Below are 17,438 nucleotides of genomic sequence, written 5' to 3' on the forward strand. Positions count from 1 at the left end.
CCGAAGTCAGGAAGTTCACCCATAAGGACGTATCCGCGCGCACGACGGAACCCGTGCGCGCCCAGTAGCGACGATCCAGGAACACCGGAAACGGGAAAACGGGGAACAGGGGACGGCCGTGGGACGAGTCAACGGAGTACGCGAGACAAGAAAGGGCGGGGCGCGCCGTGCCGCGCTCGCCGTGCTGGGCGCCGCCGCGGTGCTCATGTCCCTGTCGACGCCCACCGGTCGGCCCTCCGGCGGGGACGCCGTACCGGTGGCGGAGACCGAACCGGCCTTCCCGGCGGTCAACTACGCGGTCGCCGTGGACGAGTCGGCCAGCCTCGCCGACGCGGACATGGCCGCCGAGAAGGCCGCCGCCGCGCGGATCGCGCTGGGTGACGTGTCCTCGTCCTCCCATGTCACGGTGTTCGGTTTCGCCGCCGCCGAGGGCGGGGGCCAGAGCGCCGTGGACCCGGTGTGCCCGCGTACGACGCTGGACGCGGCGGGCCGGGAGACGATCGGCGCCTGTGTCGGCAAGCTCCGCAAGCGCGAGGCGGGCGAGGGCACGGGCACCGACTTCCCGAGCGCGATCCGGCAGGGTGTGCACGAACTGACCAACGGCACCGACCCGTCGGAGCCCCGGGTGCTGTTCCTGCTGACCGACGGGATCATGGAGGTCGAGGACAGCCCCAAGTACGGCGACCCGGCCCACCGGAAGGCCGAGGGCGAACGGCAGTTGACGCTGGCCCTGAAGGACGCGGCCGAACAGGGCGTGCAGATCTGGCCGTTGGGCTTCGGGCCGAAGCCGGACGAGAAGCAGCTCGCCCGGATCGCCGCGGGCGGCTACCAGAAGGGCTGCGTCGAACTGCCCTCCGCGACGCCGAAGGCGGAGCTGGTCGGCGGGTCCGAGAAGGTCGGCACGACCCTGGAGCGGATCTTCGCCGCCGCCCACTGCATGCGCCACGAGGAGGGCCCCGCCCCCGAGCGCCCGCCCACGACCTTCGAGATCGGCATCTCCCCGCTGGCGACCGTGGGCAGCATCGTCGTCGACAAGGGCGACCCCGAGGTACGGATCACCTACACCGACCCGGCCGGCGACAAGGTTGCGACGTCCGGGACGCACAAGAACTCCCGCTTCGAACTCGCGGGCGGCACCGGCACCGTGGAGGCGCTGAAGATCACCGACCCGCTGCCCGGCGTGTGGAAGGTGAAGGCCGAGGCCCCGGAGGGGCACCGCTCGCTTCCGGTCGCCGTGAGCGTGCTGTGGCAGGGCGAACTGGGCGGCGCCATCAGCATGGACCCGCCCTCCCCGCGCGCCGGGGACGAGGTCACGGTGACGATGCGGGTCCAGACCCGCGAGGGCTACCAGATCAAGGACCCGAGCGACTACGAGGGGCTGCGCGTCACGAGCGAGCTGACCGGCGACGGCTTCACCCCGCTCGCGCTCACCCTCTCCGACGACGGCAAGGGCAAGGACGCGAAGGCGAGCGACGGCTCGTTCACCGGCACCGCCGAGATCCCGGCGGACGCCGCCGGCGCGCTGAAGGTGAGCGCCACACTGACCGCCGCCGGCCTGAGCGCCGACACCCGCAGCGAGGACGGCCAGGTCGCCCCCGGTGAACTGCCCGTCACCACCGCGCTCGACATCCCCGAGGGGGACACGCATCCCGGCGGCAGGGTCACGGGCACGCTGGCCGTCCACAACACGAGCGACACCCCGCGCACCCTGAAGCTGTCGGTCACCGACGTCAAGGCGGGCCTGCTCACCGTCACCCCGGCCCAACTCACCCTGAAGGCAGGCGAGTCCGCGACCCGCAAGGTGACCGTCGAGGTCGCCCCGGCCGCGGTCTTCGGCGACCGGCTCACCGACGACGGCCTGTCCCTCGCGGGCAACGTCACCGTCGTCGACACCACTGACGGCGACCTCACCCTCGTACAGTCCCCGCTGTCGGTGGACGTGACGCCGGAGCCCGGCATCTGGGACCGGTTCTGGTGGGCGTTCCTCGCCACCGCCGTCCTGATCGCCCTGGCCGTCGCGGCCGTCCTCGCCCTGATCCGGCTGCGCCGCGCCCGCCGGGACCCGCACGGCCTGGTGCTGCGGCTCCTCGACGAGCACGGCGAGCCGCTGCCGGGCGAGCACGTCGCCGGACACGGACACAAGCAGTGGTACGAGTTCGGCGTCGCCGAGGCCCACATCAGCCCCCGTATCGAGCGCCGCGCACACGGCCCGTACGCCGTCCGGCGCAACCCCAACGGCGGTGCGGTGCTGCGCCGCCGCGACGGCGGCCGAACCCCGCTGTCGGCGGCCATCCCGGTCCAGCTGACCGACGGCCTGAGCCTGGCCCTGGGCGAGGAAACCCGCAACTCACGTAGACAGAAGGGCAGTTCGGCTCCCGCCGCTACCACGCCCGGCACCAACCCCGGCGGCCAGGACAGCACGAACGCCTACGACCAGACGTACCTGTGAAGCGGTTCCCGAAGCGCCCCTGAAGGGCCGCAGGCACCTTCAGGGGCGCGGGGCTGCATCGATCTGCGGCTCCGCCGCGCGGGCGCGACGAACTCGGAGGCGCGCAGCGCCCCGAAAGGGGCGCGGGGCTGTGTTGCATGTGCGGCTACCGCCGCGTGCGCGCGACCAGCCCCCACGGCGCCGCACCAGAACCACCCACAAACGCACCGAGCACCAACACGCGGCCCAGCCGTAATCGGAGAGGAAACCCATGAAGATCTTCCAGCCGATGCTCTTCGTCGGCCTGGGCGGCACCGGTGGCCTGGTCGGCGCCGAGCTGGAACGCAGGCTGCGCGCCGAACTCTGCGGCCCCGACGGCTCGGCCCTGAGCCGCCTCAGCGGCAACGCGCCCTACCAGCTGCCCGACTGCCTCCAGTTCGTGTACGCGGACTACAGCGAGTCGGACCTGATGCGGCTCCCGCAGTTCAACGTCGACCCGTCGCTGCGGGCCGCCTACTCCCGTACCTCACGGGCGACCCACGACCTGCTGCCGAACTTCGACAGCTCGCCCGAGGTCACCAAGATGCTCCGGGCGAGTCTGCGCGGCGAGGTCGCCGACTGGCTGCCGCCGCGCACCGACGAACCGCGTGTCACCCCGCTCCACAACGGCGCCGGACAGCTGCCCACCGTCGGCCGCGCCGCCCTGTTCGCCACGCTCCGGCACGGCCTCGCGCCCGTCCTGACGCCGCTGCTCCAGGCGATCGACGCGATGGCCAGGGCCGGCGGCGAACTCGCCGAGCTGGGCGGCGGAAAGGTCACCGGCTGCGATGTGTTCGTGGCGTTCTCGGTGGCGGGCGGGACCGGCGCCGGGATCTTCCTGGACTACCTGCACCTCATCAACCACGCCTTCCAGCTGCGCCGGTTCAACGGCGTGAAGATCTACCCGCTGGTCGTCATGCCGTCGTCGTTCTCCTCGGCGACCGGCGGCGGGCGCGAGGCCGAACTCAACGCGGCCCGCGCCCTGGTGGACCTCTTCCGGCTGGTCGACGGGCAGAACGCGCCGACCGAGGGCGCCGAGATCGGCGACCTCGACCAGCCCGCCGGGCTCGGCGTCCGCTACCCGGGCAGCCAGCCGATCCGGCTGCGCACCGGCATCCTGCCGACGTCGTTCCTGTTCAGCCCGACCGCCGGTATCCGCCCCGACGACCTTCGCCGCTCCATCGTGTCCCTGGTGATGTCGCTGATCGGCACCGAACTGGGCGACACCCGCACCCGGGGCCGGACGACGGTCAGCGACGACGACTTCCAGACCTTCGCCGCGAGCTTCATCAACCGGGGGGTGCACCGAAGTGCCCTCTCCCCGACCGGAATCGGCCGCCAGGGCGTCTCCACCAGCCTCGTCGCGTCGATGACCGTCCCCATGGACCAGCTCGCCGACCTCGTCGCCGGACGGATGCTGCGGGAGGCGGTCACCGACCTCGTGGACCGGCCCCGGGCCGCGCTGCGCGAGGCGACCGTGCCGATGATCCGCCAGCTGTTCGCCGACTCCCACCTCGAAGAGCTGTGGGAGCGAAGGCAGTTGCCCGTCCTGGACCCCGAACCGCTGCCGCGCGGCGGCAAGGCCATAGAACAGGCGCTGGGCGAGCGCGTCTCGGACATGCAGCGGCTCCTTGCCGACCTGCGGTCCGTCGCCGAACGCTCCGCCGCCACCATGGCCGACCGTTTCTCGCCGCGCCCCGCGATCGACAAACTCCTCCAGAACGTGGACCCCTTCCACGCCGACCGCGTCGTCCGGGGCGTCCCGGAGAGCGACGACGCGATCGCCCGGCTCGGCTTCCTCGGCATGCTGGACAACCGCTCCCGCGCCCCGCAGCGCCCGCCGGGCATGACGGAACAGCCGCCCAAGATCCCCCGGATCAAGGGCCGCCTGGCCGGGATGTCACCGGCGCGCTGGGGCGACGACGACGTCCAGGCCGCGCTCCAGGAGCAGGACGCCTGGTACCAGTGGCGCTGCCGGACCATCTGGCACGAGGCCTGGCGCGAACAGCAGCAGCACTGGCGGGCCCAGGCCGACACGGCGGGCGCGGACATCGCCCGGCTGGTCAACGCCTTCCGCGCGCACAGCGACCAGGAGCGCAAGGTCTCCGCGCAGAAGGGCATGGAACTGTACGAGGACCGCACGGGCATCTCGTACCTCCTGCCGCCGCAGCGCACCCTCAACCACTTCTACGAGGACGTGGTGACGAGGCTGATCCGCCGCGAGGGCCTGCGCGAGACGGAGGACGCGGCCTCGCTGCTGCTGAAGCTGGTCGACGGGGACACCTGGCGTGACGTCCACGCCCGCAGCAGGCGCAGCCCCGACGACGCGGTGTCGGTCGTGAAGGCCCAACTGGAGGGCAGGATCACCAGGTTGTTCGCGGAGGGTGGCGAACGCCTCGAAGAGCGCCCGCTGTTGCCGTCCATGAGTACGCTTCTGGCCGCCGCAGCGGGGGACTCGGACGCCACCGACCAGGTCAGCAAGGAGGCCCTCGACCTGTTCGGCCGCAAGCTGACCGGACTCCTGCCTGTCGGTTTCACTCCCGAGGGCACCGGCCCACTGCGCGTATTGGTCACCTACCCGCGCGTGGAGGCGGTGGACGAGGTCGAGCAGTACCTGGGCAAGGCACTCCGCCTCCCCTCCGACGCCCGAAACTCCGTCGAATACAGAGGAGTTGAGAGCGATTCGGTCACGGTCGTCCTGTTCCGCAGCGAGATGAGCCTCACCCAGGTGCCCGAGGCCCGCAAGGTGCTGCGCCAGTGGGCCAGGGCCAAGGACAACGAGCAGGCTCAGGACGTCCTGCGCTGGCGCCAGCGCCTCGGCTACCGGGACAGCTGGATGGTCAGCGGCGAGGAGGACCGCCGCGTCATCCTGCACCGGCTGCTGTGCGGCATGTGGAACGGCCAGGTCGACGTCGTGGACGGCGAGTCGGCGTCCCCGGACCGCGTCCGGCTGCGCCTGCACCCCGAGAAGGGCCCCCAAGTACCGGGCGTACGGCTCAGGTTGGGCGACTTCCCCGGCGGAGTATCGAGCTGGGCGGAACTGCTCCGCTCGTACGAACGCTGGACCGTCCTCGACGACGAGCGCACGGTCGAGGACTACTGCCGCGAACTGATGGGCGCCCAGCCCCTCGGCCTCACCAGAAGCGGCACCGACCCGCACCCCCTGTTCGTCGAACTCGTCGAGGAGATCGCCCCGCGCCAGCTGGCCCTGCTCACGGAGCGCCGCGAGCGGGACGGCGAACGCGTCGAGGGCTGGGTACGCCCCCTCTGGGAGTTCTGGGCGGAGACCCTCCCGGCCGCCCTGGACACGGAGTTCGGCGACCAGCGAGCGGTCCAGCCGACGCTCCGCACCCTCCTCGAACACGTCCGAGGCGGCACCCCCGCCCCACGCCGCCGCCCGGAACCGGAGACCCCCCGCCGCCTGATCGACGACGAGGACGACTGGGGTACGGCGCCCCGGATCCCGGAGCCGGACACGCGTGGCGTGTCCATGGACGACGGCTACACGAAGCCGTCCGCCGACAGCCACGACGACAACGCCGGGCGCGACAACGACGGTGTGTACGGCGGCAGTTCACGCTTCTCCACCCGGGACGGCGCCGCCGGTGGCAACCTGGGCGGCCGCACGGACGGCCGGGTCAACGGCTCCGCGCGGGGCACCGAGCGCTTCTCCGCCCCCTGGGACCAGCCCGACGACACCGACACCGACACCGACCGCCGGTACGACCGGGACGGCGACAGCTCGCCCTGGGACGGAGACGCCCAGTGAGCCTGCCCACCATGGGGTCCGGCCCCGCCGTCATCCAGCTCGACCTGCGCTCCGGGGCGGCGGAACTCGACACCGCCCAGGCGCTCCGGGCCCGCGTCGCCCGTCTGCTCGCCCGGGCCGGGCAGCCGGAACCCGACGACCCGCTGTTCCTGGTGACCGACACCCCGGCCGGCCTCACCGACCACCAGCGGCAGTACGAACTCCTCTCCGGCTACCGGGCCGTGGGCGAGGTGAGGATCCTTGTCCTGCTGGTGGGCAGCGCGCCGGGCTCGTACGCCGATCAGGACGAGGCGTTCCGGCCCGACCGGCGCCTGCTGCGCCCCTCGGTACTGCGCACCTCCGGCACCGCCCTCCTGTGGGCCGGTGACCTGCGCGCCGCGCGCACGGCGGTCGAACACCCGGCGCCCGACGACCCGGACGCGCTGGCCGTCCTGGTGGACGTGCTGTCGGTACCGGACGTGTACCTCCGCGTCCTCCACGACCTGGAGTGCCTCCCAGAGGCCGTCGCCGCACCGGGCGTACGCCTCCTCGAACAGGACCTTCCCCCCGAGGTGCGCGACCGGGCCTGGCGCGACGCGCTCACCCGGTTCGCGGGCCACGACACCGACCACGCACCGCCGACGGCGGTCGCCTCCGGCGCCGATCTGCCCGAGCCGCTGCGGTCACTGGTGACCGGCCGGGGCGGCCGGGACCAACGGCACCGCGAACCGGGCGGCCCGGCGGACGGCACGTACCGCGCCTGCGCGGACGCCCTCGACTACGCCGACGAGGCCCTCGCCGGCCTCCGCACCCTCCCCGGCCTGCTCCGCCCGTCGCGCCGCGCCGCCTTCGAGACGGACCTGGACCAGGCCCGCCAGTCCCTGGACGCCTACAAGTCCCTGGTGAGCAGGGCCCTGACCACCAGCACCACCTCAACCGCCGAGGCATCGGCCCACCTCACGGCCCTGGGCCTACGAGTCCCCACAGCAGAGGGCATGCGCGACCGAATCGGCGAGTCCCTACGCGAATACGCCGAGAAGCTACTGGCCCAGGGCCTCGCCCTACGGTCAGTGGCCCAAAGGTTCACGACCTTGGCGGGCAGGGTGGAACCGGTACCGAGTTCGGCGCTCACGCGGAAGCTCTCGGCGTTCGGCAGCGCCCCGACAGGGGCGCGCCCCTCAGGGGCGCGGGGAACTGCGCGACAAGCCACAACGGACCCGCACCCTGACAACGACCCTCCGCGCGGAACGCTGAGCAGCGCCTTCGTAGCAACAATCGCCGCGCTGCTGGGCGCCCTGTGGCAGGGCCCCCTACTCGCACTCACCCTGATCGTCCCGCTCCTCTTCCTCACCACCACCCTCCTGGCCAAGTCCCGCCTGGGAGGCACGCGCCGCTGGGCACTGACCCCCCAGCTGGCCTCCTGGACCGGCGCCCTGACCGGCGCATCGGTCGCCTACGCAACCAACCCCCCACTCTGGCTCAGCACCGCCGGTCTCCTCATCGGCCTGTGCGCCGCAGCGGACACCGCCCGCCGCCTCTGGCGTACCGCCGCCGACGCCTGGAAACCCGGCCACGCCACCGCGACCCTCCGCCAGGCCCTGCAAGGCCTGGACACCCTCCTCGCCGAGGGCGTCCGGGAACACTGGGCCGTGGAGGAGCGCCTGAACTGCGCGGACGCGGCCCGTTCGGTCGCCGGTGTACTGCGAGCGACGGCAGCGGCGGCGGAGGCCGAAGCGGTCCCCGAGCCCGAGCGGGCCACGGTCGGGGCCGCCGCGTACGACACCTACGGCACCGACGGATTCCCGGCGGACGACTGGCTGTCGAGCACCCCGGACGCGTTCTCCGGGACCGGCGACGGCCCCACCGACGACAAGGCCGCCAACGACGACTGGATGACCACGTACGCCTGGCCGGACGCCCCGTCCTGGGACGACCCGGCGAACCGCACGGACACCGCCGTACCCGCTCCCCGCGAGGAACCCCCCGTGTCCACCCCGCCCCGGGCGGCGGACCGCACCGCCGCCACCCCCCGCTGGCTGGACCGCGAGACCGCCGAGGGCGGCCCGGAGCTGGTCGCCACCCTCGCCCGCGACCTCACCGACGCAGCCCTGAAGGCGATGGCGACCTACTGGGGCGCCGTGGAACGCGGCCAGGCCGGCACGCTCGCCGCGACCCGGATCGAGGGCCGGGTCGCCGAACTCCTCTCCACGGCCCGAAGGCACCTACGGCACAACGGAGTTCTGGCCGCACCCCCCTTCGCCGCCACCCGCCGCACCCGCGCCAACTCGGCCGGCCTGCTGGGCACCGACCCGCACGCACTGGCCGGACTGGTCGGCGCGGAGACCGACCGCCAGTCCGTGGTCCAGCTGTCCTCGCCCGACCAGGGCGCACTGCTCAGCCGCGATCCGGCGGCGGCCGTGTGGATCAGGTTCGCGCCCCTCGCCGTACGCGACGAGGTCGAGAAGGTCTGGCGTACGAACGGTACGGACCGCCCGGAGGAGGTGGAGTGGACGTCGTCGGGACGGTACGCGGGCCTGCTCCGGCTGACCCCGCTGCGCCCCGGAGTCGTCGACACCTTCCGCCCCCGCCACGACGACTTCGGCGACGGGGACGACGGGCACAGGAACGCGAACGGCTACGAGTTCCGGGACGGACACGGCTACGAGTACGAAAGCCCGTACGACCGAGGGGACGGCGACAGCTGGTGACCCCCACCACGCATCCGGGACCGGAGCGTCCGGCGGGTCCCGAGGGCCCCGCCGACGCCAAGCTCGGCTTCACCACCCCCTCCGGGCGACGCCACGTCGCCCGCGCCCGCTTCGGCCCCGAGTCCCGGCGCGACCCCCAACTGCCTCCGCTGATCCGCAACGCCCTGCTCGACGACCGGGGCCAGGGGCAGCGCTGTGTACAGGTGCGGCTGTCCGCCGCCGACGCGACGGAACCGGCCGCGCGCGCCCTCCTCGACACCGAGGCGGGCACCGCGCTGCGGCTGCACCGGCTGGTCGACGGCACCGAGTTCGCCCCGCTGTTCCCCCGGCTCATCGGCTACGAGCTGGACACGGACGAGCCGTTCCTCCTGTACGACCCACCGCGCGGCGCCACCGCGGCCAAGACCCACGTCATGTCGTCGACCGACCAACGCGTCCTCGCCCGCGACCTGATGCTCGCCCTGTGTCTGCTGGACGGCCAGGGTCTGGTGCCGCGCGGCATCTCGCCCGCCAACGTCCTCTGGGACGGAACGTCCTTGCAGCTGTGGGGACTTGAGGGCGTGGCGCGCGTCGGCCGCCCCCGGTCCGCGTGGGGCCGGGCCCCGTACTCCTCGCCCGAACAGCGCCTGGGCGAGGGCGTGACCGACTCCCGGGACGCGGTGTGGAGCGCGGCCCAGGTGCTCTACCGGCTGGTGACCGGACGCCCCGGCCACGCCGACCACGCACCGGCCGACCTCGGCGAACACCGGGTCCTGGCCGAGACGTTGAGGGACGCCTTCGCCCCCCGGGCGACCGGCCGCCCGACCCCGGCCCAGCTCCTCGACCTGCTGTCTCCGGGAGCGTCCGGCCGCGCCGCGCTCCTCGCGCCCGCCGACGAGAGCCACCAGGACCGGCAGGTCTTCGAACAGGCCCTGCGCGCCAAACGCCAGGCACCCGTGGCCCCTTCGACCCCTGGCGCGGGAACGGCCCTGACCGAGAGCGAGGTGATCTGCCCGTACTGCCTGGAGACCATCCAGCTCGACCTCGGCGCGCTGTACGTCACCGACAGCCGGATGCAGTACCAGCCCCTGAACCTCGCGGGCGTCGGCAAGCTGCGCCGCCAGGACGTCATGCGCGGCGCGGTCCAGAAGTGCACGGCGGACCCGGACTTCCCCGAACACTTCATCCCCGTCCCGTACTTGACGTACGGCCGCCCGCTGACGGTGGCGATGGTCGGCCAGTCCTCCACCGGCAAGAGCCATCTGCTGACCCAGATGATCGCCGAGATCACCGACGGCGGCCTCGAACCCTTCGGCCTGAGCTGGCAGTCGGTCAACCCCGAGCAGCACGCCCGGTTCGTACGGGAACGGGTTCAGCCCCTGCGCAACGGCCGCGTCCTGGACCACACCACCGCCCTGGGCCTCGACGGCTTCGCCCGCTTCGTCGAGTCCCTCCTCATCACCGACGCGCACGGGCAGGTGCGTCCGGTCGCCTTCTTCGACCTGGGCGGCGAGGACCTCGTACGCACGGACGCGGCCCTGCGGTTCCTGCTCGGGGTGGACGCCCTGGTGTTCGTCGTCGACCCCGTACTGGCGCTGCCGCTCCCGCAGTTGGACCACGCGAGGGAACGCGGCGGGGTCGAGGTGAACCGGGACGGCGACCTCGCCTTCGCGACGGTCCTGGACCGGCTCCCGAAGACGGGCCAGTACCTGGAGGTGGCGGCCACGATGGTGCTGGGCAAGGCGGATCTGCTGCGCTTCCAGTCGCCGGTCGACCGCTGGCTGGCCCGGCCGACGGCCGCCTCGCTGGACGCCACCCTCATCCGCGAGGAGAGCCAGGACGTCCACGCGTTCCTGCGCCGGCACGCGGGCCAGGCCTGGCTGCGCCCCTTCGACGCGATCCGCCGGTGCACCCTGCACGTCGCGTCGGCCACCGGCGGCCAGGAGGACCAGGGCCGCTATCCGGCGGGCGCGGCACCCCGGCGCGTACTGGAACCCCTCCTCTCCCTGCTCGCGATGCACGGCCTGATCGACGTCCCGGGCGGCCCCGAGGCGTTCGCGCGGGGCGAGGCGGCGGCGTGGGAGGCGGTGCCGACGGAGGGCGGGGAGGGACCCGGGCAGTTCGGCGTGCCGGGGGCGCGGGGAGCCGGAGGGCCCGGACGTGAACGGGATCGAGAGCGGGAGCGGCAACGGGATCGGGAACGGGGAGAGGAAGAGCAGTGAGCGAGTTCCAGGACATGCCGTCGGCGCCTTCGTCGCCTTCGGCGGCATCGGCGGCATCGGCGCATCCAGTCCCGTCGGTGCATCAGCTGGTCTTCCGGTGGGAGGGCAACCACGGCCGGCAAGGCACCGGCATGAAGGCGGTCGCCCACTCCTGTTCGGCGGAGCGGGCCGAGCAACTGGGCCGGGAACTGGGCCCGTTGCTGTGGGTGTCCGGCCCGGGCGCGGCCCGCCCCAGCGTCGTACGCACCGTGTCCCGCGACGGCGAGATCCTGCTCGCCCGGCGCTGGCCCACCAAGGACCCGTACGGCCGTCCGAGCACGATCAGCCATGTCCTGGTCGGCTCCCCGGGCACCCTGAAGACCCGTCAGTGCCTGGGTCTGGCGTACGGCGGCTGGGGGCCCCGGGAGTCCGCGGAGCAGGCGAGCGGAACCCTGTCGACGGTCGAGTGCGCGCAACTCGACGCCCTGGCGAGGCAACGGCTGCCGGAGATGCTGGGGCGGCTGGAGAGCGTACGGCGGGCCCTGATCCTGGTCGCGGCGGAGTGGCTGCGCGATCCGGCGCAGCGGGTGTCGCTGCTCGTGGAGGAGACGAGCCCGCCCGGCTGGCCGGACCGGGACGGCGCCCCGCTGGTCTACCTCGGCCTGTTCCTCCTCTTCGGCTCCTGGCCGGGCCACGAGTGGACGTTCGCGACGTACGACACGGTCGACACCCATCCCCTGCGCCTCACGTCCGTCCCCCGCTGGGAACAGGACACCGGTGGCTCGGGCCCACTGGCCCGCGTGGTGATGGGCCGTACGCCCGCCACCCCCCAGTTCGAACACCGCGCGGCGATCCACCTGGTCGATCACCTCCTGGCCCACCCGGATGCGGCCGCGGGCGTACCCCAGCTGCTGGAGAGGCTGAGCGACGGAGCGACGCTGGACTGGGCACGGCGACGGGACCTGCTCGGGCAGATCCTCACCGCTGAGGGCCGGGGCGTCGAGCGGCGGAACGGCGAGCGTCAGGAGGCGCCGGCACCACCACGTCCCACCCCGCCCGCGGAGCGCCCGTTCCAGGAACTGACGGACGTGGACCGGGACTGGGACCGGCCGTCTCCAAAGCCCCCGCTGCCCGCGCCCACGATCACTCCCCCGCAGCCCCGCCGTACGCCCGACCCCGAACCGTACGGACTCCACGAGGAGTTGCGCGACCACCGGCGCGGGGATTTCCAGCAACGCACCATCCTAGAAGCGATGTTGCGCCCACTGCCCGACGAGGTGCTCCTGCGCGAGCTGCGCACGGGCGAACTGCCGCCGGACGCACTGGACTTGGTGCTGTCCGAACTGGGCGGTGCCGAACGCCGCCGAACCCGCCCCCTGGAGATGCGGCACACCCTCTGCGCCCAAGTACTGCACAACAACCTCTACTTGACCCACCACGGGCAGCCGGGCGAATTCACGTCGCGAGCGGCCCTGGCGGAGCGGGCGGCCGACCTCTTCACCTGGGCGGTGGCCCCCCTGGCCCGCGACGACCGCTATCTGCTCGACCTCCAGGAACTCCTGGCCAGAATGTGCCGCGACCCCCATCCCACCGCGGGCAACTGGCTCCGGCACACCGTCATCGCCCCGCCGAACGGCGAGGTCCCCGACCTCCCGCCGACGGTGTGGCAGCAGATCCTGCACGTCCTGCTGACCCGCCCGAACGGACCACAGCAGACCGTTCCCCCGCCACCGCCCACCACGACACCGGAGCCCCCGGACGCGGCGTCGCGCTTCTCCGACCTGACGAACAGCGTGGGCTGCGTGGTGGGCCTCTTCGCAGCCGTGATCGCCGTACTCATCGGGATCGCACTGATCGTCATGTAGGGAGTGCGGAGTTAGGCTGACCGTCTTTTTGCGACAAAGACGGGCGGAAGAAAGACATGTCCAGCAAGAGACGTCTGATGGCGGCTGCTCTGACGGTGGTCCTCATGGCCGGCCTCGGCGCGTGCGGGGGCGGAGGCGGACAGGACGACGCCTCGCGGCAGGACTCCAAGGTCAGCGGGGACAGCGCGGGCGACCAGTACGACGAGGGCACGGACGAGGGCGTGGACGACGCCCCGCCCACGGTCTCCGGCCTGCGCAACGCTGTACGCCACCTCCCCCGCAAGACGACGAAGGCGACCCGCCCGCACACGGTCCGAAAGTGCACCACGTCCAGCAAGTCCGGCAAGTCCGGCAGGAGCACCCGGACATGCAAGACCGTCCGCAGCGGCACGGAGACGTACACCCGGGTGGTCCACCAGGAACTCTGGTGCGTGAGCCTGGACGACGTGGACGGCGACACGTCCAAGGACGCCGTCTGGTACGAGGTCACGAGCGCGACCTACGAAGAGGCCGTCGCGGCGGAGCCTCACACCCCCCTCAGTTTCACCCCTCGGACCACCACCCCCGGCTGCAATCCGTAACCCGCAACTCCCCCCAATTAGACAGCGAGTCAAGTTACTCAACCGTAACCTACCGACTGCTACCCGAGGTAACCGACCAGTAGGTACGGTCCAGGCGAACCGCCGAGCAACAGGTACCGAGAGACGGTGACTTGCTCCACCCGTGGGACGCGGGCGGAGCAAGCCGCCGCTCCCCCACCTCACCCCTACTCCTGCCAGCCGCTTCACAGGAGGTTCGCCATGCCCGCACGCAGACGGCTCCTGGCCGCAGCAGTAACCGCTGCGACCTGTCTAGGCGCTCAGGCACTCTCGTACGCAACAGCAACAACAGCCACGGCAGCGACGACCACGTCCCCCACAGAGACGATCGTGTCCCGGGGCGTGGAGATCCCAGCGTTCTACACGCCACCGACAACCCCCCTCCCCACCCCCGACGGCGCACTGATCCGCACCGAACCCCTCCCCCTCGCCATCTCCCTCCCCACCCTCGACGGCCCCCTGCCCGGCCGGGCGACCCGCCTGATGTACAAGTCCACGGACTCGAACGGAGCCCCGGTCGCGGTCACCGGCGCATACATCGAACCGACGGCGACATGGAAGGGCGGCGGCACGCGCCCGCTGGTCGCGGTGGCCCCCGGCACAATGGGCCAGGGCGACCAGTGCGCGGCATCCATGGGCCTGGAGCACCCCCTGCTCCTCAACGGCCGTACGGTGTCGGTCGGTTACGAGGACATCGCGATCTACCGCCTCCTGGCGACCGGCGCCGCGGTGGTCGTCACCGACTACGCTGGCCTGGGCGCGACGGACCGCCTCCACACGTACGTCAACCGCCTGGACGAGGCCCACGCGGTACTGGACGCGGTACGCGCCGCCCGCAACCTCCCCGGCACATCGGTCACTTCCACGTCCCGGGTGGGCCTGTTCGGCTACAGCCAGGGCGGCGGAGCAACAGCCGCAGCGGCGGAACTCCAGCCGTCCTACGCCCCCGACATCACCCTGTCCGGCACCTACGCGGGCGCCCCACCGGCAGACCTGACGGCGGTCACGAAGGCGATCGACGGCAGCGAACTGACGGGCGCCCTGGGCTGGTCCCTGAACGGCTTCCTCCAGTCGGACCCGACCCTCCGCCCGATAGCGGAGGCCCACCTGAACACAGCGGGCAAATCGGCCTTGGCCGACCTCTCAACGATGTGCGTAGGAGACGCACTCCTGAGCTACGGCTACACCAAGAGCACGAAGTGGACGACGGACGGCAAGTCCATCTCCGACATCATCGCGTCGACCCCGGCCCTCCAGACGTTCCTGAACAGCCAACGCATCGGAAACCTCAAACCGTCAAGCCCGGTACGCGTGGCAACAGGCACCAGCGACAACCTGGTACCGCACGGCCAGGCCCGCCGCCTGGCGACGGACTGGTGCGCGAAGGGCGCGAACGTCACGTACCGCCCGGTGATCCTCCCGAACGTGATCAGCCCCCTCCTGAACCACTTCGCCCCGCTGCTGGCAGATCAGGGCAGCGCGGTGAGCTGGCTGACGGACCGGTTGTCGGGGGAGCCGGCGAGGTCGAACTGCGGGGTGTTGCCGGTCCTGCCGTGAGCGCGTGAGCGACCGCGCGTGTTCGGCGGCGACCGAGGCCCGGTCGCCGCCGCATCCAGAGTGACGTGCGCGCCCGCCCCACGGTGTCGGGGCGGGCGCGCAGATCCAAGCTCAGGGAGCCGCTATGCCACGGGAAGATTGACGGTCAAGGGACCGTTCGGAGGCTTCTTGATCGGGACGTTCTTGTTCTTGTACGTATTCGTGTCACCTTCATCGTCTTCGCAGACAACCTTGAAGGTGGCGGTCGTGCCAGTATTCGGAATGCCTGTGAGTTTGATCGTGTACTGTTCGACCTTTTCCTCGCCCGGCGGTTCATCCTCGCCGGCAACCCCCTTCTTGGGGGTTATTGTCACCGTCTTCGGTACTGAATCATCGAATTTCGCGCAACTCACCGTTCCAGTGACAGTGACCTTCACGGCTGCTTGCGCCGTGCCGACTGCTGCCACGGATGCAGCAAGTGTCAGCGCGGCCAAGACCGCGACGGAGCTGAGTGTCTTCCTCTTGACGCTGCTGAAATTCTGCATGTCAGACTCCCGTACTGATTTCAGACGGCTTTGTCGAGAGCGCCGGACTACCTAAAGTGCGGGCCGCAGCGGTGAATCGCGAATGTTCGACGTACGCCGTCACGTGGGTCCACGCGCCCGCCACCGAGGGCTGCACCCGACCCTCTGGTTCAAACATGCGGGGTAGGCCGTGCATCGCATCGAATTACGCAGATTGTCATTGATAAGCCGGTTGACTCCGGCCTTGGGACGCCGACCGCCTTGCCTGCCGATTGGTTCTTCAAGCGTGGCATCCGTTAATCGATCCTAGCCAGAGGTGAGCACCGTGTCCACTTTTGGCTCAACGCACGTGATTGACGGCTAAATCACCGTGGTGGCGCCATAGGTCGCCGCCAGAATGCAAGATGTTCGTCCTATACGGGCCCTTGCCCGCCGGCGGACGGTCGGCGCTGCTTACACCGCAGGGGCCTATGGAAGTTGGCAGTCGATTTCGCGACGCTTGCCGTGGCCAGGACCCACACGATCAGCTGACCGTCCCCAACGGTGTAAACGGCGCGGTAGTCGCCGACTCTGAGCCGCCAGCGGGCGCCTTACCCCTGAAGGGCCTTGATGTCGAACGGTGCGGTGTCGCCAACGTCCAGTGCTTTCTGGAGTTCGGCGAGGCGGTGCAGGATACGAAGGGCATCCGGGCGCGGGACCTTGAGAATGTCCCGCTGAGCGTGCGACGTGAACCGCGTGACGTACCCCACGAGTTCAGCCCTGCCGGGCCCGCAGCAGGGCGGCCATCTCTTCGAGCGAGACCGCCCCCTCCGTCCCCTCGGACTCGGCTTCGTCGGCCAACCGATTGAGCCAAGCCTCCTCAGCGCTCTCCGCGATCTCCCGCAGCCGCTGGTACTCCTGAATGTCGATCACAACAGCTTCCTGCTTGCCCCGCCGAGTGATGATCGTCGGCGTGCCCTCCCGGCGGGCACGATCGATGACGTCAGCGAGGTGACTGCGGACATCGGCCATGGATTCGATCACTGGATCAGCCATGTCACGAATGTGTCAGATGTACATGAGGGTGGGGGTGTCCCGGATTGGGATGGGCACGGCGCCATCGATCTCCGCGAGTACGATCCGGGAGCGGGCAGGCGAGCGCAGGATCCGCCTCCCAGTCTGCGCCCACGACTTCAAAGCCCCGACCAGCCACAGAACCGGGCTGTCTAGTCCCAGGTGATGGCTGACGTTCTGGTCCCAGTTGATGCTTGACGGTGGGCCTGGACAACATCGGGAACTTCGTAGGGTTTGTTCGCTTTCACGTGGCGGACGGGGATGTCGGTGGTGCGCCGGATGACGCGGACCTGGCCGTCCAGTTCGACGGTGATCGTCGAGTCCGCCACGTAGACCGTCACGGTCTGCCCCGCGTACGTCCGCCCGAGCGAGACAACCTGCCGACAGACCATGACCGTGCCCGTCGCGCTGATCCGCCGCTGCACACGGACCGGCTCCACTCTCGGCCTTGGCGGCGGGCCCGCGGGCCGCAGACCGCGCAACCGCTGGACCTCGTCGCCGGTGAGCGGGTTGGGCTGCACCCGCAGCAGTTCCCGCGAGGACGGATCGAAGAACGACAACGTCTCGCCATCGATCCGGATGCCTACCTGACGGCCGCCCAGGATCTCCGCCGCCAGCACCTGATGCCCGCCCGCCCAGGCCCACCAGCCCGCCGTTGTTCACCACCCGGTCCACCTCGAACGCGGCCGCATCACCGGCCGGCAACGGTGCCGGTCCAGCCGCACGATCCCCGCGAGCCGCCAACTGCACGAGATCCG

At 71.3% G+C, this 17,438-nt stretch carries 10 protein-coding genes and 1 pseudogene; 7 read left to right on the forward strand and 4 right to left on the reverse strand.

Going from position 1 to position 17,438, the window contains the following annotated elements; all coding sequences use genetic code 11:
* Nucleotides 1–118 precede the first annotated feature (118 nt).
* The 7 genes from OG787_RS23020 to OG787_RS23050 all read left to right on the forward strand — a co-directional run bounded on the left by OG787_RS23020 (nucleotide 119) and on the right by OG787_RS23050 (nucleotide 15,124).
* Nucleotides 119–2,449: a VWA domain-containing protein gene (locus OG787_RS23020; protein ID WP_405536239.1), complete on the forward strand. Its 2,331-nt coding sequence runs from the start codon at nucleotides 119–121 to the stop codon at nucleotides 2,447–2,449.
* 250 nt (nucleotides 2,450–2,699) lie between these two features.
* Nucleotides 2,700–6,236, forward strand: coding sequence for a tubulin-like doman-containing protein (locus OG787_RS23025; RefSeq protein WP_405536240.1), 3,537 nt, complete (start codon nucleotides 2,700–2,702; stop codon nucleotides 6,234–6,236).
* On the forward strand, nucleotides 6,233–8,923 hold the full coding sequence (locus OG787_RS23030) for a hypothetical protein (RefSeq protein WP_405536241.1): 2,691 nt from the start codon (nucleotides 6,233–6,235) through the stop codon (nucleotides 8,921–8,923). Before OG787_RS23025 ends, OG787_RS23030 begins: the two co-directional genes overlap by 4 nt.
* Entirely contained in the window at nucleotides 8,920–11,124 is a 2,205-nt protein-coding gene (locus tag OG787_RS23035; RefSeq protein ID WP_369030149.1) for a hypothetical protein, read from the forward strand. Before OG787_RS23030 ends, OG787_RS23035 begins: the two co-directional genes overlap by 4 nt.
* Before the next feature lie 77 nt (nucleotides 11,125–11,201).
* A complete protein-coding gene (locus OG787_RS23040; RefSeq protein ID WP_369030148.1) occupies nucleotides 11,202–12,968 on the forward strand; it encodes a hypothetical protein in 1,767 nt (588 codons plus the stop codon).
* A 56-nt stretch (nucleotides 12,969–13,024) separates the two neighbouring features.
* Complete coding sequence (locus tag OG787_RS23045) at nucleotides 13,025–13,549, forward strand: hypothetical protein (protein WP_405536242.1); 525 nt, start codon at nucleotides 13,025–13,027, stop codon at nucleotides 13,547–13,549.
* 219 nt (nucleotides 13,550–13,768) lie between these two features.
* Nucleotides 13,769–15,124 carry an alpha/beta fold hydrolase gene (locus OG787_RS23050; protein WP_405536243.1) on the forward strand — a complete coding sequence of 452 codons (1,356 nt, stop codon included), beginning with the start codon at nucleotides 13,769–13,771 and terminating at the stop codon, nucleotides 15,122–15,124.
* Nucleotides 15,125–15,246: 122 nt separating this feature from the next.
* Here the strand turns inward: OG787_RS23050 and OG787_RS23055 are convergent, their stop codons facing one another.
* From OG787_RS23055 to OG787_RS23070, 4 genes and pseudogenes are all read right to left on the reverse strand, one after another.
* Nucleotides 15,247–15,648: a hypothetical protein gene (locus tag OG787_RS23055; RefSeq protein WP_405536244.1), complete on the reverse strand. Its 402-nt coding sequence runs from the start codon at nucleotides 15,646–15,648 to the stop codon at nucleotides 15,247–15,249.
* A gap of 447 nt (nucleotides 15,649–16,095) precedes the next feature.
* A pseudogene (locus OG787_RS23060) lies at nucleotides 16,096–16,376 on the reverse strand (type II toxin-antitoxin system RelE/ParE family toxin).
* Nucleotides 16,377–16,380: 4 nt separating this feature from the next.
* Nucleotides 16,381–16,662, reverse strand: a complete 282-nt coding sequence (locus OG787_RS23065) for a type II toxin-antitoxin system Phd/YefM family antitoxin (RefSeq protein WP_405536245.1) — start codon at nucleotides 16,660–16,662, stop codon at nucleotides 16,381–16,383.
* A gap of 170 nt (nucleotides 16,663–16,832) precedes the next feature.
* Complete coding sequence (locus tag OG787_RS23070; protein WP_405540824.1) at nucleotides 16,833–17,300, reverse strand: hypothetical protein; 468 nt, start codon at nucleotides 17,298–17,300, stop codon at nucleotides 16,833–16,835.
* Between the last annotated feature and the right edge of the window lie 138 nt (nucleotides 17,301–17,438).

The sequence above is a fragment of the Streptomyces sp. NBC_00075 genome, from assembly GCF_045041225.1.
GTDB classification, from domain to species: Bacteria; Actinomycetota; Actinomycetes; order Streptomycetales; family Streptomycetaceae; genus Streptomyces; species Streptomyces adonidis.